Annotated in this window: 20 protein-coding genes; 12 read left to right on the top strand and 8 right to left on the bottom strand. The window is 37.0% G+C overall.

The window, feature by feature from the left end:
- Nucleotides 1-109: 109 nt before the first annotated feature.
- The 5 genes from tnpA to ACKU4N_RS07100 all read left to right on the top strand — a co-directional run bounded on the left by tnpA (nucleotide 110) and on the right by ACKU4N_RS07100 (nucleotide 3,754).
- Nucleotides 110-550: an IS200/IS605 family transposase gene (gene tnpA, locus ACKU4N_RS07080; RefSeq protein WP_321321951.1), complete on the top strand. Its 441-nt coding sequence runs from the start codon at nucleotides 110-112 to the stop codon at nucleotides 548-550.
- A 285-nt stretch (nucleotides 551-835) separates the two neighbouring features.
- Nucleotides 836-1,543 carry a dihydrofolate reductase family protein gene (locus tag ACKU4N_RS07085; protein WP_321321952.1) on the top strand — a complete coding sequence of 236 codons (708 nt, stop codon included), beginning with the start codon at nucleotides 836-838 and terminating at the stop codon, nucleotides 1,541-1,543.
- 397 nt (nucleotides 1,544-1,940) lie between these two features.
- Nucleotides 1,941-2,450, top strand: a complete 510-nt coding sequence (locus ACKU4N_RS07090; RefSeq protein WP_321321954.1) for a hypothetical protein — start codon at nucleotides 1,941-1,943, stop codon at nucleotides 2,448-2,450.
- Nucleotides 2,451-2,765: 315 nt separating this feature from the next.
- Complete coding sequence (locus tag ACKU4N_RS07095) at nucleotides 2,766-3,125, top strand: hypothetical protein (RefSeq protein ID WP_321321955.1); 360 nt, start codon at nucleotides 2,766-2,768, stop codon at nucleotides 3,123-3,125.
- 53 nt (nucleotides 3,126-3,178) lie between these two features.
- A complete protein-coding gene (locus ACKU4N_RS07100; protein ID WP_321321957.1) occupies nucleotides 3,179-3,754 on the top strand; it encodes a hypothetical protein in 576 nt (191 codons plus the stop codon).
- Nucleotides 3,755-4,064: 310 nt separating this feature from the next.
- Here the strand turns inward: ACKU4N_RS07100 and murB are convergent, their stop codons facing one another.
- From murB to ACKU4N_RS07120, 4 genes are all read right to left on the bottom strand, one after another.
- Nucleotides 4,065-5,078: a UDP-N-acetylmuramate dehydrogenase gene (gene murB, locus ACKU4N_RS07105; protein ID WP_321321958.1), complete on the bottom strand. Its 1,014-nt coding sequence runs from the start codon at nucleotides 5,076-5,078 to the stop codon at nucleotides 4,065-4,067.
- 45 nt (nucleotides 5,079-5,123) lie between these two features.
- Nucleotides 5,124-6,149 (bottom strand): threonine aldolase family protein, encoded by a 1,026-nt coding sequence (locus tag ACKU4N_RS07110; protein ID WP_321321960.1) that lies wholly within the window; start codon nucleotides 6,147-6,149, stop codon nucleotides 5,124-5,126.
- Between the two features lie 215 nt (nucleotides 6,150-6,364).
- On the bottom strand, nucleotides 6,365-6,910 hold the full coding sequence (locus ACKU4N_RS07115) for a hypothetical protein (protein WP_321321962.1): 546 nt from the start codon (nucleotides 6,908-6,910) through the stop codon (nucleotides 6,365-6,367).
- On the bottom strand, nucleotides 6,903-7,247 hold the full coding sequence (locus ACKU4N_RS07120) for a hypothetical protein (RefSeq protein WP_321321964.1): 345 nt from the start codon (nucleotides 7,245-7,247) through the stop codon (nucleotides 6,903-6,905). The genes ACKU4N_RS07115 and ACKU4N_RS07120 overlap by 8 nt, the downstream gene beginning before the upstream one ends.
- Before the next feature lie 113 nt (nucleotides 7,248-7,360).
- Between ACKU4N_RS07120 and ACKU4N_RS07125 the strand changes: the two genes are divergently transcribed.
- The gene (locus ACKU4N_RS07125; RefSeq protein ID WP_321321966.1) at nucleotides 7,361-8,233 is read left to right on the top strand and encodes a metallophosphoesterase family protein; all 873 of its coding nucleotides are present in this window, start codon (nucleotides 7,361-7,363) and stop codon (nucleotides 8,231-8,233) included.
- A 2-nt stretch (nucleotides 8,234-8,235) separates the two neighbouring features.
- Here ACKU4N_RS07125 and ACKU4N_RS07130 read toward each other — a convergent pair whose 3' ends face one another.
- Nucleotides 8,236-9,114, bottom strand: coding sequence for an AraC family transcriptional regulator (locus ACKU4N_RS07130; protein ID WP_321321968.1), 879 nt, complete (start codon nucleotides 9,112-9,114; stop codon nucleotides 8,236-8,238).
- Between the two features lie 256 nt (nucleotides 9,115-9,370).
- On the opposite strand from ACKU4N_RS07130, the gene ACKU4N_RS07135 reads away from it, so the two are divergent.
- From ACKU4N_RS07135 to ACKU4N_RS07155, 5 genes are all read left to right on the top strand, one after another.
- A complete protein-coding gene (locus ACKU4N_RS07135) occupies nucleotides 9,371-10,603 on the top strand; it encodes a sugar MFS transporter (RefSeq protein WP_321321970.1) in 1,233 nt (410 codons plus the stop codon).
- A 21-nt stretch (nucleotides 10,604-10,624) separates the two neighbouring features.
- Nucleotides 10,625-11,575, top strand: coding sequence for an ROK family protein (locus ACKU4N_RS07140; RefSeq protein ID WP_321321972.1), 951 nt, complete (start codon nucleotides 10,625-10,627; stop codon nucleotides 11,573-11,575).
- A gap of 292 nt (nucleotides 11,576-11,867) precedes the next feature.
- Nucleotides 11,868-12,737 (top strand): Cbp1 family collagen-binding glycoprotein adhesin, encoded by an 870-nt coding sequence (locus ACKU4N_RS07145; RefSeq protein WP_321321975.1) that lies wholly within the window; start codon nucleotides 11,868-11,870, stop codon nucleotides 12,735-12,737.
- 298 nt (nucleotides 12,738-13,035) lie between these two features.
- Nucleotides 13,036-14,322 (top strand): citrate (Si)-synthase, encoded by a 1,287-nt coding sequence (locus tag ACKU4N_RS07150; RefSeq protein WP_321321976.1) that lies wholly within the window; start codon nucleotides 13,036-13,038, stop codon nucleotides 14,320-14,322.
- A 172-nt stretch (nucleotides 14,323-14,494) separates the two neighbouring features.
- Entirely contained in the window at nucleotides 14,495-16,132 is a 1,638-nt protein-coding gene (locus ACKU4N_RS07155) for an ABC-F family ATP-binding cassette domain-containing protein (RefSeq protein WP_321321978.1), read from the top strand.
- A gap of 63 nt (nucleotides 16,133-16,195) precedes the next feature.
- Here the strand turns inward: ACKU4N_RS07155 and ACKU4N_RS07160 are convergent, their stop codons facing one another.
- The 3 genes from ACKU4N_RS07160 to ACKU4N_RS07170 form a co-directional block, all read right to left on the bottom strand.
- Nucleotides 16,196-16,687 carry a glutathione peroxidase gene (locus tag ACKU4N_RS07160; protein WP_407937242.1) on the bottom strand — a complete coding sequence of 164 codons (492 nt, stop codon included), beginning with the start codon at nucleotides 16,685-16,687 and terminating at the stop codon, nucleotides 16,196-16,198.
- A 223-nt stretch (nucleotides 16,688-16,910) separates the two neighbouring features.
- Nucleotides 16,911-18,497, bottom strand: coding sequence for a dipeptidase (locus ACKU4N_RS07165; RefSeq protein WP_321321982.1), 1,587 nt, complete (start codon nucleotides 18,495-18,497; stop codon nucleotides 16,911-16,913).
- A gap of 45 nt (nucleotides 18,498-18,542) precedes the next feature.
- On the bottom strand, nucleotides 18,543-19,406 hold the full coding sequence (locus ACKU4N_RS07170; RefSeq protein WP_321321984.1) for a CvfB family protein: 864 nt from the start codon (nucleotides 19,404-19,406) through the stop codon (nucleotides 18,543-18,545).
- 607 nt (nucleotides 19,407-20,013) lie between these two features.
- Here ACKU4N_RS07170 and ACKU4N_RS07175 point away from each other — a divergent pair.
- A complete protein-coding gene (locus ACKU4N_RS07175; RefSeq protein WP_321321985.1) occupies nucleotides 20,014-23,454 on the top strand; it encodes a hydroxymethylglutaryl-CoA lyase-like TIM-barrel protein in 3,441 nt (1,146 codons plus the stop codon).

The raw sequence follows: 23,454 nt of genomic DNA on the forward strand, positions 1-23,454 counted from the left end.
GTGTTGAAGGAGAAAAATGATGCTGAAACAAAACATCTATTGCAGTTGCTTTTAAGCAACTGATAACATGAAATTTAAAAACAGGCTTTAGCCGCATAAAATAAATAAGATGAGTTGGGTAAGAGTATATGTACACATGGTATTCTCTACAAAAAACAGAGAACCTTTTTTGAATTCCTCAGAAGTAAAGAAAAATGTATTTCAGCACATCAAAAAAAATGCAGAAGAGAAGGGGATTTGGCTCGATTGTGTTAGTGGACATCATGATCATGCTCACTGCCTAATCTCTTTGGGTAAAGAACAAAGCATAAGTAAAGTAGCGCAGTTACTAAAAGGCGAATCTTCATTTTGGATCAATCAGCAAAAATTGACGACAAAAAAATTCATTTGGCAGGATGATTATTGGGTTGTTGGTGTAAGCGAAAGTCATCTTGAATCGGTCAGGAAATATATTCACAACCAAGAATTACATCATTCAAAGCATTCTTTTACGGATGAAATAAATGTATTTATGAAAAAATACGGATGGAGTTTTGTAAAAGGAAAATAGACGAAATTGGACTTAACCTGTTATTCATTGAATGAAAAATGCCTTCCTGCAAAAGCAAGATTATCATGCTCACTGATAATCTGTTTGAATATTTAACTTGCTCCCCAACTTTACATTCACTAATTGCTAACTCCTGACAGTGTTGAAGACCTGTCAGAATTTTAGCATTTTTTTTTACCCTTTATTTGGAACTATTCTGAGAAATAAAATCAGTCTTCTAAATAATGTTTTGTTAATTTTAAAACCGAAAAGGTAAAAAAAACTTTTACATTAGTCCGAACCAAAATGAACAAACCAATTTCAACTTTATTTATGTTGATGTCCGTTGATGGTAAAATTTCAACAGGAAAAACAGATATTTTAGATGTCGATAAAGATTTTCCTAAAATAAAAGGAATAAAAGAAGGTCTGGAGCAATATTATGATATTGAACAGACAACAGATTTATACTCATTAAATTCTGGGAAAGTACAAGCAAAGATAGGGGCAAATAAGCCTCAAAAAGATATATTTAAGTTACCGGTTAGCTTTCTAATCATCGATAACAGACCTCATTTAAATGAGATTGGGATGGATAATTTCATAAGAAAAAGCAAGAGGTTGTTTATTATCACAACAAACAAATCTCATCCGGCTTTTGATAGAAAAAATGAAGAAAATCTTGAAATTATCTACTATGAAAATGAGATTGATTTTGTTGATTTGTTCAGAAAACTAAAAGATGATTTTAAGGTTGATCATTTAACAATTCAGACTGGAGCTACATTAAATTCTATTTTTTTGAGACAAAAGCTTATTGATAAAATTTCAATTGTTGTTGCTCCTGCATTAATTGGAGGAGAAGAAACGCCTTCTTTGATAGGTGGAAAATCTTTATTGTATGCTGAGGAATTGAAGTATATCAAAGCGTTGAAATTGGTAGATGTAAAAAAACTAAATGATTCTTATTTGCATTTAAAATATGATGTGATTAATGAAACTATTATTGAATAATCGGAATCGGGAGATTACTCAAGGAGATGTTTCACTTTCGCTCGTACCTCGCTCATTGTAAGTATTTGCAGGGTGATTTCATTCAACTGCTCAAGGCAGTTTTATTCCCTTGAGTGACTTGCTTCCCAACTTTACATTTACCAATTGCGAACTCCTGACAGCGTAGAAGACCTGTCAGCGTTTTAGCAATTTTCTTTTTACCCTTTATTTGGAACTATTCTGAGAAATAAAATCAATGTTCTAAATAATGTTTTGTTAGTTTTAAAAAACGAAAGGATAAAACACTTTTACGTTGTGTTTCATTTTCAGCGTAATATTAATTGCTTAATTTTTACCGATGATTTTTAGAAGCTTTAAAATGAGAACAAATACAGAACTGTAATTTAACTCTATAAGAATGACTTTAAATTTAAGATTAATAATTGTTTTGCTAATATTATTTACATCATGTAGTAATGATACAAAAGAAGACATAAATTCAGATGATGCGAATACCGAATTAAAAAAAGAGAGCTTAAAAGAACTTTACTCAGATTCAGATTTTAGTGTTTACATGTCAGCATATGTGTCACCCAAAAAAGATGGTGTTACAGATGGTCTTATAATCTATATTAAAAATAATTCTGATGGAACATGTTTTGTCTCTCGAAAAAAACATGTTGCTTTCAAAATTGGTGATGAAACAACAGAAGACCCAAGCTTGTTTTTAAAGGAAGCTTCATTGCAAATTCACACAAGGAATAGTATACCGTTTTATTTGATTAATGAAATCCATAATTTGTTTTTTGAACTGCCCTATATTGCTAAAATATCTGATTATGAAAGTCCATTATTTATAGATTTAAGATTAAAACTGATAAATAACACTATAATTGAAAAGACAGAAACATTTGAAATCGTAGAATAGAGATTTTTAGATAAAAACGAAAGCCCAACACGCGGTCATAAAACATTGCGAGGATAGTGCTAAATTGAAAATAACCTACGACCCAGTATTAAATCGAAAGGGATATAAATATGATGACGAAGCATTGGCTATAGAATTGAAATATTTAAACGAGCAAAAGTATTTATGGAAAGTCAAATGTCTAGTTATAGAACCGAATATGGAGATAGAGTTAAGGTATATTTATTTGATACAAACGAATTAATTGAAATAAAATGACAATTGACTATTCTGCAATTATTGTAACATCAGTTTTGGCATTAATTTCCGCAATTATTGGAGGTTTTGTCTCATATTACTTTGCTTCTAAAGCTAGAAGCTTTAATAAAATTCAGAGAAGAGAAATATTCAAATCTTTTAATTCTACTCCAAGGTTTTGTTGGCAATACTGCAAACTCGGAGACAAAAAAGAAATTCTTTGATGAACAATATAAGTCGTGGATTTATTCTTCAGATGAAGTTATTATTGCTACAAACAAATTAGTGAGTTTAGTGATAGACTCTAGAGGGCAAGAGTCAGACCATAACGCTGGAAGAAAAGCTATTGGCGACATTGTATTAGCAATGAGAAAAGATTTACTTGGCAAGACAAATTTATCATTTACTGATTTTAGATATACTGATGTAATTGAATAATTAAAATATTGAATATCAGTTGTAAAATTTGACTTTAGTCTTAATTTAAAAAAATGAAAAAAATTATTTTAAGCGTTTGTATTATTTGTTATAGGTTTAGTGGATTCTCGCAGGAAAAGAGCCGAAAAGATAATAGTGTAATTGAACAGAGAGTTGGAATTGATTTAGGTTTAGGGGTGAATTTTTTTTCTGGTGAAAATGATGATTATACTAAAGTAGCTCTTGATCTAGGAATTGTTTATGAGTTAAGGGAAAAGGTTTTGTTTGGTATAGATTTCTCTTTCTCACCAAAAGAAAAGTATGAAGATACTGGAGGAGATGGTAGTAGAAGTACTCATGTTGGATGGGATGGTCAAGCGACATGCATTGAGACTTATGTCGGATACAAAGCATTTAATAGAACATCATTTTTAGCTGGATTAGGAACATGTTTTTCTAGTGAGTATGAAGTTATGAAAGGATATTCGAATTTGACCTCATATAAAAGAAATAGCCAGACGTATTTAAGTCCAATACTAGGTGTGATGTATGAATTCCCAATGGTCTACAATGGTCAGTGGTATTTGAAATATGACATGGCTATTGGAGGATACAATAGGCATTCTTTGAGTGTTGGGCTGAAGTTTTGATAAATATCTTCAGAATATGAAATAATGATGAAATTAGAAAAAGAAATTAAAACGACACCACAATAAAAGTAACCGTTGTACAACCGATTATTATTATTTTTAAAAGCTTTCTTTTTTAGCTTAATTGGGTTTTTATTGGAAATCCGACCCTGTATTCGTTTCAGATATCCCGTCCAGCGGAAAAAATGTCTTCTATGAGTTTCAGAAATGATGAATAAATATCTGTTAAGTTTTTTTATTGGGCTAAACTAGTTGGCTGAAGAAGAACAAAAGAGAGATGAAATATTTTTTTATGTGTTTGCAATTGCAATTATACCGCATTTACTTCCATTTCCAGCTTCACACCAAATTTGTAGAGCACCGATTTTCTGATTTCGTTGGCCAATTCGAGTATTTCAGATCCTTTTGCATGTCCAAGATTCACAATCACCAGTGCCTGATCTTTGTGAACACCGGCATCGCCTATTTGTTTGCCTTTCCAGCCGCATTGTTCAATCAGCCAGCCGGCGGCCAGTTTGCTTTGTGTTTCGTTTAGCTCATAAACAGGCATGTCTTCGTGCTTTGCTTTTAGCGCATCGGCTTCAGCTTTGGCAACCACAGGGTTTTTGAAAAAACTGCCTGCATTGCCCAGTACTTTTGGGTCGGGCAGTTTGCTTTCGCGGATTTTGATGATTACCTCGCGGATATTTTTCAGATTCACTTCATCGTAAGCTTCCAGTTCCCGGGCAATGGCGCCGTAATGAACTTTAAATTCGGCCTGTTTGCTGAATCGGAAGTTAACGTGGGTAATGATGAATTGATTTTTGTATTCGTTTTTAAAAACGCTGTACCGATAGTCGAATTCGCAGTGCGCATTGCTGAAAGTTACTTTTTTGTTGCTCTCAATGGATATGGCTTCCACGCTTTCAATCACGTCTTTTACCTCAACACCATAGGCTCCTATATTTTGAATGGGAGCTGCACCAACCACACCCGGAATCAGGGACAGATTTTCGATGCCCGATAAATGATTTTCAACACTCCAGGCTACAAATTCATCCCAATCTTCGTTGGCACCCACCTGCACCAAAACCGAATCATCATCTTCTTCACTAATTTTTATTCCCTTCACCTTTGGATGAATTACCAGGCCGTTAAAGTCTTCGGTAAACAGAAGGTTGCTGCCGCCGCCCAGCAGTAAATACTGAATGTTAAGAATATCATTTTTGCTTAAAAAGTCTTGAATTTCTTCGACAGTATCAAATTCGAAAAAATATCTGGCATTGGCTTCTATGCCAAATGTGTTGTAATCTTTTAAAGAAACGTTTTTACGAAGAGAGGCCATGTTATCAGTTTTCAGTGAGCAGTAATCAGTTATTAGTGAATGGTATTAAAGAGTCTGTTTAAGAAGTTTTACAAAACCAAGAATATCATCTTCGGTGGTGTCGAAAGAGCACAGCCAGCGCACTTCGCCTGCCTGTTCATCCCAAACCCAAAAAAAGTATTCTTCCTGAAGTTGTTCAATTTTATCTTTAGGGACAAGTGCCCAAATGCCGTTGGCCTGAACCTTTTGGGTAATTTTTATCTGATCTATTTTTAGGACTTCCTGTTCGAGCAGTTTGGCCATTTTGTTGGCATGACGGGCTGTTTTCAGCCACAACCCGTTGGTGAGCATGGCATCGAACTGTGCACCGATGTATCTCATTTTAGAACAAAGCTGCATGCTTTGTTTGCGAACGTATTTGGCTTCTTTCGATAGTTCCGGATTAAAAAAGATGACTGCTTCGCCCAGCATCATGCCGTTTTTGGTTCCCCCAAAACTGAGCACATCAACACCGGCAAGGGTGGTAAATTCTTTTACATCAACATCCAGACTTACAACAGCATTTGCCAGTCGTGCACCGTCCATATGAACGTACATGTTGTTGGCATGCGCCAAATCGCAGATGGCTTTCACTTCTTCGGGCGTATAAACAGTTCCCAGTTCGGTACATTGAGTAATCGAAATCATTTTTGGCTGGGAGTGATGCTCAAAACCAAATCCGTGCAAATGCGGGAGAATTAATTCGGGCGATATTTTGCCGTCGGGTGTTTCAATAGGAATAACTTTACATCCTGTAAATTTATCCGGGGCACCGCACTCGTCAACCTGAATGTGAGCCGTTGCCGGACAAAGAATGGAATGATAGGATTGGGTTAATGTTGAAAGACTAATAACATTGGCTCCGGTTCCGTTGAAGGCAAAGTATACATCAATATTGCTTCCAAACAGGGTTTTGAACTTTTCAATTGCGGCAGCTGTGTATGGATCTCCGCCGTAAGCCATTACATGACCTTGGTTCGAATTCTGAATAGCCTCCATTACCTCTGGCAATATTCCTGAAAAATTATCGCTTGCAAATCCTCTTTTATTCATTTTCTATGCTTTTTTATCGAAGCATTAAAAGTAAACTTTATTCATTAAATATTTCGATAAAAAGTTTGAAAATGCTGTGCTGCCATTTAAAATACGAATGTTTTGCTTCTGCTTAATTCTCTGAGCGATTTTCCCGATGGGTGTTTCGGCAGAAAGAAAATGGGAACAAGCGTCTTGTAAATCAGTCTGATATCTCTTATCTAAAATCTGACAATCTATTGCAAAAGAATTTTTATTTTTTGAAGTAAAACAGACAACTCGTCTGGTTTGGCTTCACCTTTGGTAAGGAACTGAATTTTACCTTCTTTATCGAGAAGGAAAAGGTAACACAGCTTTTTGTCCTGAACATCAAAGCAGTCAAAATAAGGATTCAAAGATCCATAATAAGTCATTACATTTTGGTGCATTGGTTTAGCAATGCCGCTGCGCATTCCATTGTCGATATAATGCGACAGCCAATTGTAAAAGGAACTGATCATGGGCACTTCAATGTAACGGAAATCATTGTTGATGCTGAACTCTTTCATAAGAGGTTTGGTCCAGGTGTCAATTTGGGCTTGAGTACCTCTTTTAAATGCAAGGATTAAAACGCTCACTTTTCCTTTGCAATGATCGGGAAGGGTGATCATTTTAGAAGATAATAATTTGCCTTTTATCTCGGGAAAAAAATCTCCGGGTTTAAGTTTTTTACTATCCTGCGCACGCGCAACCGGGCTTACAAAAATACTTAAGAGCAATGCAATTACAATAGATCTAATCATTTGTTTTTTCTTGATAATAGTTTTGAAGAAGAGTCAGCGTATTCCTCGATATTTTCCACCTTTCGGTGATTTTAGCTTCTTTCATCTGGGATTTAATCAACTTGTAAAGTTCTTCAACCTGCTCATATTCTTTTGTGTCTTTTAAATAGGTCTTTGATTGTCCGATGTATGTACCAGGACTACTTTCTACCAAGGGAGCCAGATTCACCCATTTTTTAGTTAATGTAAAAGTGAGTTTTGCTTTTAGTCCAAGATCAGCATTTCCAAGAACGAGATCACCATCTTTATTCAAGGACCAAAAGTATTTTTTTGGGTTTTTAAGTAATTGATCCAACATGTCTTAAAAATTTTAATTTTACATTGATGTTGTTGTAAGTTTGCCTATATAATTTATAAATTTTTTACAACTTTCGCAGGTAGTAAGGGCCATGAATTTTAAAGATAGTAAAAATGATTTGTGATATTCAGTTTGGGAAATTAATGATTGTGTCGGATTTGCATGGCAATGGATTTGATTTCCGTCAGATATTGAAGGTTTACCGAAAATTAAAAAGCGAAGGGAAAGCGGATTATCTGGTTTTTCTGGGTGATTTAATTCATGCTTATCCCGGAAAGAGAAAGGATGAATCTTTGGAAATTATTCAGGAACTCATCAAAATGGGTGCAAATAAAAAGGGAAGCGGGGTAATCTGTTTGTTGGGAAACCATGAGTTTGTTCACATTTATCATATTCCCCTGCAGCGGGGACATTTGGAATTTACATCCTGGTTCGAGAACCGGATTCGAAAGAACAGGGAAGAGATTGTGCGTTTTTTTATGGATATGCCTTTTATGCTGAGAACCAAAGGGGGTGTTTTGGTAAACCATACGGGAAGCTCAGATCGTTATGCCCAAACCAAAGGAATTGATTTAAATTGGTTCAAGCGGTATTCTCATGAAGGAGAATTTGTTGCGCACATTGAGAACATCAACACCTATGATCCGCAGATTAGTTCCCTTTTTATGAAGACTGCAAAAGGGGATTATTTGTGGGATGTTTTAATGAATGGGAATGAACGGCAATACGGAGAGGAGTATCTTGAGATGGTGGATGATTTGCTGCAGTTTGCAAGTGTGGATCGTGAAAATTCTCCCATGACAACACTGGTTAGCGGGCACATTGGGGTTGACTACGGAGCCGAAACAATCGGAAGCCGCAAACTGCGTTTGTGCAGCAGTGCCGGCTGCTTGCGCGATTTGGAAAAGAAATACCTGCTCATCGATGCCGAAAAGAGATATACCAATTCATTGGAACTGCTGGAATGCTGCTGCGATCTTTATTGATTTTAGGATCGGAAAGCTTCCAGACTTTTTCCTCTTAGCTGAAGAGGTGATTTTCCTGTGGACAATTTAAATGTTTTGTTGAAGTAGGAGGGACTGTTGAATCCGCATTCGTAGGCAATCTGGGCCACGGTTAACCTTCCTTCGGCAAGAAGCTTTTTTGCATAATTAATACGCATTTCATTCAGGAATTCAGAAAAGGTTTTATTCGTTTTGCTTTTAAAAAAGCGGCAAAATGCTGTTTTACTCATGTTGGCAATTTTGGCGGCTTCGTCCAATTCTATTTTTTGCTGAAAGTTTTTACTTACGTATTCATAAATCTGATACAGTTTTTGATTGTTTCTGTGCTGGAAAGTTTCTACAAAATTATCCGAAGCCAGATACTCCAGATCATCCGATAGAGCCAAAACCTGCAATATCTGCAGCAGTACAAGAATCCGCTGGGCGAATTCCGATGAATGAAGTGTTTTTAAATGCTGAATGATCTTGTATTTTGAACTGCCTTCAATCCGTACTCCCTGAAACGATTTGGTCAGGAACTTCTTAATTCGATACATTTCAGGCAATAGAAAGAACTCTTTGCCAAAACTATCCTCTTTGAAATGAACGACCCAGGCAATGGCCCGCAAATCATTTTCTTTTCGGTAGTAAGACTCATCGTTCTTCATTACATGAGGAGTGTTGGGCCCAATAAATATCAAATCACCATCTTTAAAATTGTCAATACAGTCGCCAACCACCAAAGTACCTCTGCTTTTTTCAATGTAGATCAATTCAAATTCGGGATGATGGTGCCACGGAACTTCAATGTGCGGTAAAACATCAATCTTAGACCGGAACGAATGCTCATTCTTTATCGGTATCTCTTCAAGTAGTAGCGACATAGTTGTATTATTTTACCTGCTCTGTTTGCAGTTTTCTCAATAAAAGATAATATATTACCTGCTGTTTTTTGTGTTCACTTCGAATCGCAGATTAATATCTTTAAAAGCAGTACTTGTGTATTATTGCCTTTTGTTGTCGTTTATTATTAATAAAGTGTGAATATAGTGCAATAAAATGATAAAATAGTAAAACTAATTCATAAGAAATTGAATGAGATTTGTAAACAGAAATACAAACGATTGAAAAAATATAATTATGGTCTCAATTAGTACGAATATTGGTAAGAGTAATTCCGGAGAAAAAGCTCAGGGAATGAACTATAAAGGAGCTTTAGCTCTGTTAACGTCTCTGTTTTTTATGTGGGGATTTTTGACTTGCATGAATGATATTTTAATTCCTCATTTAAAAGGATTGTTTGATTTGTCAATTACGCAGGCCATGCTTGTACAGTTTACCTTTTTTGGAGCCTATTTTTTAATGTCATTGCCGGCAGGTTGGATTATTGGAAAGATCGGTTATAAAATGGGAATTGTAACAGGATTGGGTATTGCTGCTATTGGTGCAGCATTGTTTTTTCCTGCAGCGGCATTCCTGTCTTACGGATTTTTTCTTTTTGCCTTGTTCGTGTTGGCTGTTGGGATTGTTATTCTTCAGGTGGCAGCAAATCCGTTTGTTGCAGAATTAGGTACGCCCGAAACGGCTTCAAGCCGCTTGAATCTTACTCAGGGATTTAATAGTCTGGGAACCACTGTTGCTCCAATTTTTGGGGCTTATTTAATATTGGATAACACAAGTGTAGATATTGCAGGTAAGGCGGAAGCAGTTCAAATGCCATATGTTGGGTTGGCAATTGCGCTGGCTGTTATTGCAGTGATTTTTGCATTGGTGAAATTGCCGAAAATTCAGGATGCTGAGGAAGAAAAAGCAGAGGGATCGGTATGGAGATTCAGACATTTAATTTTGGGTGCACTTGCCATTTTTACTTATGTTGGAGCAGAGGTTTCCATAGGAAGTGCTTTGGTAATGTATTTTGGAGACGAAGGATTGCACCTGTTTGGTGAAGCCGAAGCGGCCAGCTATGTTTCCGTATTTTGGGGCGGAGCAATGATCGGCAGGTTTATAGGATCAGCAATCATGCAAAAGGTATCGGCCTCAAAAGTATTGGCTTTTAATTCTGTTATGGTTGTGGTTTTAGTTGTTGTTAGTATGCTTACTAACGGATATGTTGCCATGTGGAGTCTTGTTTTGGTAGGATTGTTTAACTCAATTATGTTTCCAACTATTTTTACCCTTGCAATTGATGGTTTGGGTAAATATACAAGTCAGGGTTCAGGTATTTTGTGTTTAGCGATTGTTGGTGGTGCAATAATTCCTATGATAATGGGAGTGCTGGCCGATAATTTTGGATTGCGTAATTCATTTGCATTAACCATTATCTGTTACGGATACATTTTATTCTATGCCTTAAGGGGACATAAACACGCGTAATTAATTATTTATTTTGTTGGGATGAAGGAAGTTGCTTTAGGTATCGATATAGGTGGAACCAATACTGTTTTTGGCTGTATTGATTCAAAGGGGAATTGTTTGGCAACAGGGAGTCTGCCAACTCAAAAGCACGCGGCTATTGAGGATTATTTGAATGAGTTGTTTTTTGAGGTTGAATCTGCTATGAATGGATCAGCTGAAAAAATGCAAATTATTGGAGTTGGTATTGGTGCTCCAAATGCCAGTTTTTACACCGGAACTATTGAAAATGCTGCGAATTTGCGATGGAAGGGGAGTGTGCCTTTAGCCAGTTTGGTGAAAAAGAGAATTGATGTCCCGGTCATTATTACCAATGATGCCAATGCTGCGGCAATGGGAGAAAAGGTTTTTGGTGCCGCAAAAGGAATGGATAATTTCATCGTGATTACTCTTGGTACCGGATTAGGAAGTGGAATTGTAGTAAATGGCGACTTGTTGTATGGCCACGATGGTTTTGCAGGTGAAGTTGGACATATGATTGTTCGCGCCAGCGGACGGGAATGTGGTTGTGGACGCAAAGGTTGTTTGGAAACTTATGTGTCGGCAACAGGAGTTAAAAGAACTGTTTATAAGTTGCTGGCACGGCACATGGGCGATAGTGAGTTGAGAAATGTTCCATTTAGCAGGCTGACAGCAAAAATGGTTGCAGAAGCTGCCGGCAGAGGCGATTTGGTTGCAAAAGAAACATTTGAATATACTGCAAGAATGTTGGGAGAGGTTCTGGCTAATGTGGTTGCTGTAACCAGTCCTCAGGCAATCTTTCTATTTGGAGGATTGACAAAGGCTGGAGATATTCTCTTTAATCCGGTTGCAGAAACACTCGAAGAACAACTTCTTTCCATCTACAAAGGGAAAGTTAAAATATTAGCTTCCGGAATTGAGGATGATGCAGCGGTTTTAGGTGCAGCATCTTTAATCTGGAACAAAAGATAACCGATAGCTTTCAGGCTTAGTTTGAAAGTTAACCCCTCGTGCCTGCATTTATGCAGGCACTTTTTGTTTGTAGAAATTGGTTCTACAATCTGTGGGAAAGATTCCACACATATTTGCATGTTAAAAGTTGTGGAATTAAAAAATAAAATTTCCATGTGAGGTGTATTGTACTGGTAATGAGCCGTTAATTTACTTTTGCGCGTTGAGTTTTAATTTGATTTTATTTCTGGCACAGATTTCTCATATTGATCTGTGAATTTGAATTGATGTAAACTTATTAAAATTAAAAATTATGAGAAAGTTAGTATTTGCACTCCTGGTATTACCTCTATTTACAGCATGTAATCAGAAAGAATTAAAGCAATTGCGTGAGCAAAATGTTCAACTGACTCAAATGGCTCAGGAAAAAGATTCTACCATTGATGATTTTGTTGAATCGTTTGATGTTATTGCAGCTAATCTGGCAATCATTAAAGAGAAAGAAAATATTATTTCTGTTAGTGCAAGTGAGAATCCAAGTGTTGGAAAAAAAGCGCAAATTGTTACTGATTTAGGTCTGATTCGCGACCTTTTGGAAGAAAACAAAGCAAAGCTTGAAAGTCTGGATAAAAAATTGAATAACAGCTGGTACCAAAACTCAAAATTAAAGAAATTGGTGGCTGGTTTAAAAACACAAATTGAAGAAAAAGATCTTTCAATCAATGCGCTTTCTGAGCAGGTTGCACAGCTTAATGTTGAGGTTGAGAATTTGAACGGACAGGTAACTGATTTGAATGGTACTGTTGTTGCTTTAAATACTGAGAATGACAGCAAAGCTAAAACAATTGAAGAGCAAACGACCAATTTAAACACAGCACATTACGTAATTGGTGACATTAAAGAGCTGAAGCTGAAGCAGGTTGTAACAAGTACTGGTGGTATTTTAGGAATAGGAGCGACCAACAAGTTGAATCAGAAAATTAATCCTGAAAATTTCAACAATATCGATATTACTCAAACAACGACTATTCCTGTATCTGGAAAGAAAGTTAGTTTAGTAACTTCTCACCCTAGCGATTCATACCGATTTGAAGGAACTGATAAAGAAATTGAAGCAATCACTATCCTTGATCCTAATGAGTTCTGGAAAGCATCAAAATATTTAGTTGTTGCAGTGAAATAATACAAACAGAATAGCTTGGTTTTAAGCATCCCATTTTGGGGTGCTTTTTTTTTGCGCAGATTTAGTCTTTATCGGCAAAAATACCTTGAGGTTTATCTAACCTGCCCAATGTGTAAATTAACTGATAGTATTATTTCTTTTGGGTAGGATATTGCCCGGTAATCAGCCAATTATCCTCATGTTGAGTTTATTAATTAGCTGGAATTTCGTAACTTATAAACAATCTTCTTGCCCCTATAAAGTGTAGCTCTATACACTGTGCTGTTGATTTGTGTTGAAACGGAATAATTAAATACTTATGTCTGATCTAGAACAAGGAATTCAAAATCATTTATTTGAATTGCAGTTAGAAATTGATGATATTTTTGCCAAAGGGCGCGATTCTGTAGTTTCGGAAGTTACCATTGGGCAAATATATGGTGGAATGCGTGGATTGATTGCATTGGCCTGCAACACATCCTATGTTGATCCTTATTCCGGGCTTCATATTGGAGAGTATACTACAGATGAATTTTCGAATAAGTTGCCTGAAGAAATATTTTTTCTCTTGTCTACCGGGAAATTTCCAGACAGGAAATCACTTGCAGATTTTCAAAATGATCTGAGTAAACGTGCCACAATACCTCAATATACCTGGGATGTTTTGCGCAGTCTGCCTAAAGATACTCATCCAATGACCATGTTGAGTCTGGGTATTTTATCCATGGAAAATGAGTCTGTTTTTAAGAAGGAATACCAAAAGGGTTTAAAAAAGTCGGAATACTGGAAATATACTTTGGAGGATGCAATGAATATACTGGCAAAGTTACCAGGACTTGCTGCGGGGATCTATCGAATAAGGTTTGGCGATGGGAGTTTAATTCCTCATGATTCCGGTTTAAATTGGTCGGGTAATCTGGCACACATGCTTGGTGTTAATGATGATGAGGGATTTGCAGATTTAATGCGTCTGTATCTGGTTTTGCATTGCGATCATGAAGGTGGGAACGTAAGTGCATTTACATCAAGAGTGGTAAATTCAGCTCTTTCGGATTTGTATTATGCTGTTTCTGCAGGACTTAACGGCTTGGCAGGTCCGCTCCACGGATTGGCAAATCAGGAATGCCTTCGTTTTATTCTAAAAATTCACGATAAATTTGGGGCTGATCCGGATGAGGAAGTGTTGAGAGCATATATTCTGGATGTTTTAAATTCGGGTAAAGTGATTCCTGGTTACGGGCATGCTGTATTGCGGGTTACAGATCCCCGATTCACAGCTTTTATGAAATTTGGGGAGGCGAATTGTGCGAATAATCATTGTTTTAAGATTGCAAAGAAACTTTTCTCGGTTGTTCCGGATATATTAATGCATTACAAAGAAGGCAAAGTTGCCAATCCATGGCCAAATGTCGATGCGATGTCGGGTTCACTTCTGCATAATTACGGGTTGAATGAGTTCGATTTTTATACCGTTTTATTTGGTGTGTCCAGAGTCATGGGATTTTGTGCTCAGAATATCCTTGCCTTGGGATTAGGACAGCCGATTATCAGACCCAAAAGTGTTACCAACAGATGGGTGCTTGAAAAACTTACCGTACCCGGATAAATGTGTTTCTCATTTGTCCTGTGTTTAATTCTGATAAATGTGCTATGATAGAATTTGAATCAATTTAAATGGATTGGGATGACAATAAACTGAAAAAAACTAAAAATGATGCTATCGCTAATTTCAGATTTCCTTAAAGTGATTATCTTTGCGGCTCATTTAAATTAAAGAGATGATTAGTGTAGATGCTTTGGCGGTAGAATTTGGAGGAACCAATTTATTTAAAGACATTTCCTTTGTGATTAATGAAAAGGATAGAATTGCTTTAATGGGAAAAAACGGGGCTGGTAAATCTACTCTTTTGAAAATTATAGCAGGAGCCGAAAGTCCTTCCCGGGGAAGAGTTTCAAGTCCTAAGGATAAGGTGATTGCTTATTTGCCTCAGCATTTAATGACTGATAATACCCGTACGGTATTCGAAGAAACAGCTCAGGCTTTTGCTTCTATTTTCGAGATGGAGAAACAGATTGAGGAAATGAATGTGGAATTGGGTACGCGAACAGATTTTGAATCGGAAAGTTATTACAAGCTAATTGAGGATGTTTCTGCTTTAAGTGAAAAATACTATTCGATAGAAGAAATAAACTACGATTCGGAAGTTGAGAAAACACTGTTTGGATTGGGGTTTGTACGGGAAGATTTCACAAGACCAACCAGCGAATTTAGTGGTGGTTGGAGAATGAGAATCGAATTGGCAAAAATTCTTTTGCAAAATCCAGATTTGATTCTTTTGGATGAGCCGACCAATCATTTGGATATTGAATCGATACAATGGTTAGAGGATTTCCTGATTAATTCAGGAAAAGCTGTTGTTATTATTTCTCACGACAGGGCTTTTGTTGATAAAATTACAACCCGGACGATAGAAATTACAATGGGTAGAATTTACGATTACAAAGTAAATTATTCTCAATATTTAGAGCTTCGTAAGGAGCGGAGAGTTCATCAGCAAAAAGCATTTGATGAACAGCAAAAAATGATTGCAGACAATCAGACTTTTATCGACAGGTTTAAGGGGACGTATTCCAAAACACTGGCAGTTCAGTCGAGGGTGAAAATGCTCGAAAAACTCGATATTGTTGAGGTTGATGAAGAAGATAATTCAGCACTTCGTTTAAAATTTCCGCCATCGCCTCGTTCAGGAAATTATCCTGTAATTATGGAAGATGTTGAAAAAACTTACGGGGATCATACCGTATTTTCAGGTGTGAATTTTACAATACAAAGAGGAGAGAAACTTGCTTTTGTAGGGAAAAACGGAGAAGGGAAATCGACTTTGGTAAAAGCCATTATGCAGGAAATTGAGCATGGCGGAAACTTAACGCTTGGGCACAACACGATGATTGGTTATTTTGCTCAGAATCAGGCTTCGTTGATGGATGAAAACCTGACTGTCTTTCAAACCATTGATGATATTGCCAAGGGAGATATTCGAACAAAAATTAAAGATATATTAGGCGCTTTCATGTTTGGAGGTGATAACTCTACAAAGAAGGTGAAAGTTCTGTCTGGCGGAGAAAAAACCAGATTGGCAATGATTAAATTGTTGCTGGAACCGGTGAATTTGCTGATTCTTGATGAGCCAACCAATCATTTGGATATGAAAACCAAAGATATTTTGAAAGCAGCCTTGAAAGAATTTGACGGAACTATAATTCTGGTTTCTCACGATCGTGATTTTCTGGATGGTTTGGCCGAGAAAGTTTACGAATTTGGAAACAAGAAGGTGAAGGAACATTTGGGTGATATTTACTCATTCCTGAGCAAGAAAAAAATGGAAAATTTAAACGAGCTGGAACGTAAAAACTAGATCTGTAAAGTACAATAATAGTGAAGAGACGCCAATGCGTCTCTTTTTTTTGTTGCATATTTTTTACTCTTGCAACCATAAAATTACCTTTTCACAATTTGGTTTTTCTTTTGGTGAAAGGACATCAACGAGCTTCCCATTTTCATCAATCAGGTATTTTTGGAAGTTCCATTTTATTTTCGAATCCATCACTCCATTTTTCGACTTTTGTGTCAGCCAGCTGTAAATTGGATGTATATCATTTCCTTTTACTGATATTTTCGACATCATGGGAAAGCTGACGCCATAATTCTTTGTGCAAAATTCTTTTATTTCTTCATCAGTTCCAGGTTCCTGCCAAAGGAAGTTATTGGCAGGAAAGCCTACAATTACAAAATCTTTATCCTGATATTCCTTGTATAAAGCCTCAAGTAATTCGTATTGAGGAGTCAATCCGCATTTAGATGCCGTATTGACAATCATGATTTTTTTGCCCTTCAAATCAGCAAAACTAAATTCAGATCCATCAATAGCTGTAAGGGTAAATTGATGAATACTTTCTTGGGCAAAGCTCATAAAAGAAGTTGAGATAAGTAAAATGCTTATTGCAATTATTTTTCGCATACCATGATTGTTTACGTTAACGATTCAACAATTTAATTCCTTTTTTGTTCGGAAACAAAATGAGGGATATCAATGCATTTTTATTTTACCGCGAGCTCGCCTCAGTCTTGCATATTTAGGCCACAAAAAAAGAGCAGCCAACCGGCTGCTCTTTCTCATTCAATATTTTATGATGTTAGAATTTTTCATCGTATTTGGTCCAGATTCCATCTCCAATTTCCCACGCCTTTTCCACAACTTCGTTTCCAAGTTGAATGGTTCTGTTGGTAAGGAATTCCACTCTTTTTTTCTTACTCAAACTCATGAATTGTTCATCAATTTTCGCCTGTTCTTCAAAATAGCTTTTTTGCAATGGAACAAACACCTTGTCAATATCGTGACGCATGTCGCCCCATCGCTGGGCAGATAATGTACCCAATCTGTTGAAAGCCCACCATGCTGAAGTACGGGTGTAACCTAATTTTCGGGCTTTTACTTTATAGCTTTCAGCTAAATCTGCAGATCCGGAATAAACAGGAATATAAATTGAGCTTGCAACATTATCCTGCGCCAACCAAACTATTCCTCCAACTTCATCAGGCAACCAATCACGACATTGAATAATCGTAGCATACATAGTATACCAACGGGCTATGGTTCTTTCTCCCAACTCATCCCATCCGCCATTTACACGAAACAATTTGTTCATATCGTAAGGCATAAAAGGATTTGCAAAAGGGGATATCACTTCGTTTCCGTCTTTATCTGCTTGTTTGATATTCTTCACAAAGTTATATGGAGTTCCTTCGTAGTAATCTTTAAAGATCTCCACCAATTTATTCATTGTTATTTTTTCATCCGGTTTTACCGAAAAAGGATAATCTTTGTCGTTGGCATCCAAATTCAGGGAAGGAGCTGCCATTGAAAGTACCCGCCATTCTCTTCTTCGTGAAGCCAGAGACAAACGACTCTCCGGTGCATAAGCGTAATTCCAGCGGAATGTTTCGCCTTCTTTCCACCATCCGTTTTCTTTGGCAACATCAAAAATATTCGCCGATGCCATAAAATAATCCGGATTTTTTAAATCAATCTCTTTAATGGTGCTGGCGTTCGCATTTACCGAAATGTGATCGTTCGGAACTCGTTGAGCAACCCAAACGGCTCCTACTTTTCCTTTTCCCGGACCCACAACCTCAAAATGCCAAACCTCTTTTTTATCAGCAATGGTAAGACACTCACCATAATCGCGCCAACCGTATTTTTTTAGTAAATCATCAGCCAAACTAATTGCTTCTCTGGCTGATGAACATCTTTCCAGCATTAATTGCTGCAAACGCTGACAATCGATCAAACATTCTGTTGAGAATAATTCTTCATGGCCGCCAAACGTAGATTCACCAATAGCCAATTGCTTTTCGTTAATGCAAGGGTAGGCAGTATTTAAGAATTGGTAGGTTTTTTCTACCTGATCGATTTCTCCTATTTTTTTATGCTGATAAGTTGGCATTGCCAAACTATCGTAAGCAGAGCGTTCAAACAATTCGAATTTATTTCCTTTGTTGTGTTTTTTTGAGGGAACAACATTCATCCAGGCTCTTGTGCGGTGACTGTCATCGGTGTGAGATGTAATAACAGAGCCATCGATAGTAGCCATTTTTCCAACCGTTATGGTGGTACATCCTTCCGGAACACCATTTTTCCAATCTGATTTGTCCTGAGCAATGGCAGAAAATGAAATTGACGCCATTAAAATGAACAGGCTCATTCTAAATTGTTTTTTCATAAGTTCGTGTTGTGTTGTTTAGCAATTGTGTTGTTTGTTCTTTTTTTATTTAGTGCCTTTCACTAAAAAAATGCCTGAATCTTCAATGGTGATTAGTTTTTGTTTGTAGAGCAGGCCTACCGCTTTTTTGAAGTTCTTTTTACTCATATTTAAAAGGTGATAAATATCTTCAGGTGAACTTTTGTCGTTTAAAGGAAGAAAACCATCTTCTTTTTTTAGCTGAGATAGAATTTGTTCTCCAGAATCAGGAATTTTGTTTTCATAACCTTGTTTTTGCAGGCTAACGTCTATTTTTCCGTCAGGTCTGATTTTTTTAATATATGCCTTACGCACATCTCCGCAACGAACAGGTTCAAATATTTCATTCTGATACAACATTCCTAATGCATCGTTACTAATCAATACCTGATAGCCTAAATCATTCCTTCTTCCGATAAGAATTTCAACTTCGTCACCTTCAGTATACGAGGTTTCCACGTCTCTAAGTACATTCTCAATTTTTGCTGTTCCAACAATCCGGCCGGATGCATTATCCAGATACACAAATATTAAGTAAGAATAACCAACCTGCATGTTGTCCTTTTGCTCACTAAACGGCACAAACAAATCTTTAGCGATTCCCCAGTCGAGAAATGCGCCTAAATTATTGACTGTTTTCACCTTTAAGTAAGCAAATTCACCTACGGTAGCATAGGGAATAAGAGTTGTTGCAATAATTCGATTTTCAGAATCACGATAGATAAATACTTTAATAGTATCATCCAATTGGGTTTTAGGAGGCACATATCTGGTAGGTAAAAGAATTAAAGATTCATCTTCTCCCTGTAAATACACTCCAAAATCGACTATTTTAGCAACTTTTAACGATGCAAACTGACCAATCATACTCACAATATTATATTTTATCACTTTATCTGTATTGAATAAGAATCACTTACAGATGAAAGTGCGGTTTCACTACTCGAAAATTTAACACGGTAAATGTAAGCATCTTTTTACGAAATATTCGTTTGCATAGCCAATTCCCGAATTTCGAATTGAAAATGCTCTGCTCTATAAAATCTTCCTGGAAAAGAGCATTGAATCTAACTGACTTTGCAGAATTTGGAGTGTTGTGCAGCAGGTTTGTGAAATCGAAAGAATTGCTTTGAGTATTTAAGCTCAGCGAATGCTTAACAGTAGATGTTATCAGTTAAATGTATGGCATTTTACAAGTGTATTTCTGTGAGTGCCGATTTCAGTACCATTTTAATGATTTGTCATGTGAAGATTGCAATTTTCGTTATCGATTGCAGCTTTTACTTGTTATTATTAAAGAAAAAAATCATTAATGTTATTGGGTGTAAACACCCATTAAACGAGGTATTGTACAACATACAGCGAATAATACAGAAAAATTTCTCCAATGAAAAATTGTTTTTATTTTTGATGCAGAATTAAATCACATTGATTCGATTCCAATTTTAAGCAACTCTCTCGAGTAATAATTGGAGATAAAAAATTAACAAGTCAGGGTATGAAAAAAAGGAAGTTATTAGTTAGAGATCTTACATTAAGAGATGGTCAGCAATCTCTTTTTGCTACAAGAATGCCACAGGCAGAAATTGAAAAGGTATTACACCTATATAAGAAAGCCAATTTCTATGCAATGGAAGTTTGGGGTGGTGCAGTTCCTGATTCAGTTATGCGATACCTTAATGAAGATCCATGGTATCGTTTGGAGTCGATTAAAAAAGTGATAGGCAATGTTTCCAAACTTACCGCTCTATCCCGTGGTCGTAACCTTTTTGGATATAGTCCATACCCGGAATCAGTAATTGAAGATTTCAATACTCAGGCAGTTAAGTCTGGATTGGGAATCATGCGTATTTTCGATTGTTTGAATGATATCGAAAACATGAAGTCTACTATTAAGTATGTGAAAGCAGCTGGTGGTATTGCTGATTGTGCAGTATGTTTTACTGTTGATTCTAAATTTCCTACTAAAAAAGAAGATCTTGAAAGATTAACTATAAAGAACCTTCCTGATCAAATTTTTGATCTGGACTACTTTGTAGATATGGCAAAAAAGCTTGAGGCTTTAGGTGCCGATATGATTTCATTAAAAGATATGGCTGGATTGGCTTCTCCTTCGTATGCAGGTCAAATCATCCGCCGGTTCAAAGAAGAGTTAAGTATCCCTGTAGATTTCCATTCTCACTCTACACCTGGTTACGGTTTGGCTTCTGCTCTTACTGCAATTATCAATGGCGTTGATATCATCGATACCAACATTATGAATTTTGCCGGGGGGTCTGCAGCACCAGCTTACGAATTGATCTACATTTTCTGTCAGAAATTAGGCATTGAATTGGATGGTGATGCAAAAACTGTTGTTGAGATCAACAAAATTCTGAAAGAAATTCGTTTGAATGCTTTGGCTGATGTTGATAGCTACAAGCAGTTCCCAATTGAATTTGATATTACAAAAGATAAATTGCCTGCCAACATCGATCAGTTATTCGATGATGCAATTAAGTTTGCTAATGCCGATCAGGAAGCAGAACTACTTGTTGCATGTCACGCAATTGAGGCATATTTTAATTTCCCGGCTCCGAACCAAATGGTTAAGGATGCGGAAATTCCTGGAGGTATGTATACCAACATGCTTAACCAGCTGAAAGCTTTAGGTTTGGAAACCCTGTTAGAGAGAGTGTTGGAAGTGGTACCGGTGGTTCGTTTGGACGCTGGCTGTCCGCCATTGGTAACCCCTTCTTCTCAAATTATTGGGGTACAGGCTGTAAACTGTGTAATTGATGAGAATTCAGGTCGTCCGTTTTATACCAACGTAAACAACCAGTTCTTTAATTTAGTAAAAGGAGAGTACGGAACAACTCCAATTGAGATTGCTCCTGAATTCCGCAAGAAAATTACAGGAAAAGCTGAAAAATCAGCATATGATGTAGATGCTTATGTATCTCCTGAAAATCCAACATTGCCACAGTACGGAAACGTAAAATTGGCAATTGATAAAAAAGAATTCATGTTGCTTGAGTTGTTCCCATTGGTAGCTAAAGGCTATTTGGAAGGAAAACGTAAAGCAGAATTCGAAGCTCAAAGAGAGGCAAATCGCAAGAAAATTGCTGCAGAAAGGGCTGCAATCAAACGTACAGGTAAACTTAAGATTCGTGACCTTACCCTGCGTGATGGGCAGCAATCATTGTTTGCTACTCGTGTTCCTCAGGCCGAAATTGAAAAAGTTCTTCCGATGTATAAGGATGCTAACTTTTATGCTATGGAAGTATGGGGTGGTGCAATTCCGGATTCGGTAATGCGTTACCTGAATGAGGATCCATGGCACCGTTTGGAGTCTATTAAAGAAGTGATTGGTGATGTTTCCTATCTTACAGCTCTATCGCGTGGCAGAAACCTGTTCGGATATTCTCCATATCCAGAATCAGTAATCGAAGGTTTTAATAGAAATGCTGTGAAATCCGGTTTGGGTATCATGCGTATCTTCGATTGTTTGAATGATGTGAAGAACATGGAAACAACAATCAAGTATATGAAAGAAGCAGGCGGTATTGCCGACTGTGCTGTTTGTTATACTGTTGATCCTAAGTTTACAGGGAAACAAAGATGGAAAGCATTGCTGTCCGGAAAGAGATTGCCTAAGAAGATTTTTGATGTAAATTATTTCCTGAACAAGGCAAAACAAATGGAAGCTTTGGGTGCTGATATGATTACCGTGAAAGATATGGCTGGATTGATTCCACCATCATTGTCAGGGAAGATTATCAGAAGAATGAAAAGTGAATTAAACGTGCCTATCGATTTCCATACTCACTGTACTCCGGGTTACGGTTTAGGTGCTGTTTTAATGGCAATTGTTAACGGTGTTGATATTGTAGATACCAACATTCTGAACTTTGCTGGTGGACCGGCTGCTCCGGCATTCGAAATTATTCAGATTTTTGCTGATAAGTTAGGTTTAGACACTGGTGTGAATTTAGATGCTGTTGTTAAAATTAATGCTGAATTAAAGGGAATCCGCAGTCGGATTGCAGAATTCGATTCATACAAAATGTTCCCATTGGAATTCGATATTACAGCTGATTATCTTCCAAAAGAGATTGATGCATTGTTCGATAAAGCGATTGAATTAGCAAAAGCAGATAAAGAAGCCGAATTGTTAGACGTTTGTAATGCTATCGATAAATTCTTCAACTTCCCGGCACCAAACGAAGAAGTGAAGGCTGCTGAGATTCCAGGAGGTATGTATACCAACATGTTGGCTCAGCTGAAAGGATTGGGATTGGAAGATTTGCTGCCAACAGTACTGTTAAAAGTACCGGAAGTACGTGTTGCTGCAGGTTGTCCTCCATTGGTTACTCCATCATCACAAATCATTGGTGTTCAGGCAGTAAATTATGTGTTGGATGTGAACAGCGGCAAAGCTCCTTATACAAACGTAAACAACCAATTCTTTAACCTTGTGAAAGGTGAATATGGCGAAACTCCAATCAATATCGATCCGGAATACCGTCAGAAGATTTGCGGACAGCGAGATGCTACAGCTTTCGATGTAAGCAAATACAAATCACCTGAGAATCCAATATTGGAAGAGTTTGGTGGCGTTAAGCTTGCTGAGAATGAGAAAGAAATGTTGTTGTTGGAATTGTTCCCAACTGTTGCAGGTCCTTTCCTGAAGAATCGCAAAGCGGATGCTTACTACGCAAAAGTAGAAGCTGAAGAGAATGAAAAACAAAGAATCATCGACGAGCAAAAAGCTGCTTACAAGGCAATTCCTGCTGAGGAAAAGCGAGCAATGCTTTTGAGAGGATTATATAGCTTGGGTGGAACTTCAGAGGAGGCGACTGGTGAGATTACTCAACCAGAAGAAAAAGAGTCTCGTTTAGATCTTAAAACCAAAGAAATGCTTAGCAGGATGAAACCTAAAAGCAAATTAGTAGGATAA

It is taken from the genome of Labilibaculum sp. (assembly GCF_963664555.1).
GTDB lineage: Bacteria > Bacteroidota > Bacteroidia > Bacteroidales > Marinifilaceae > Labilibaculum.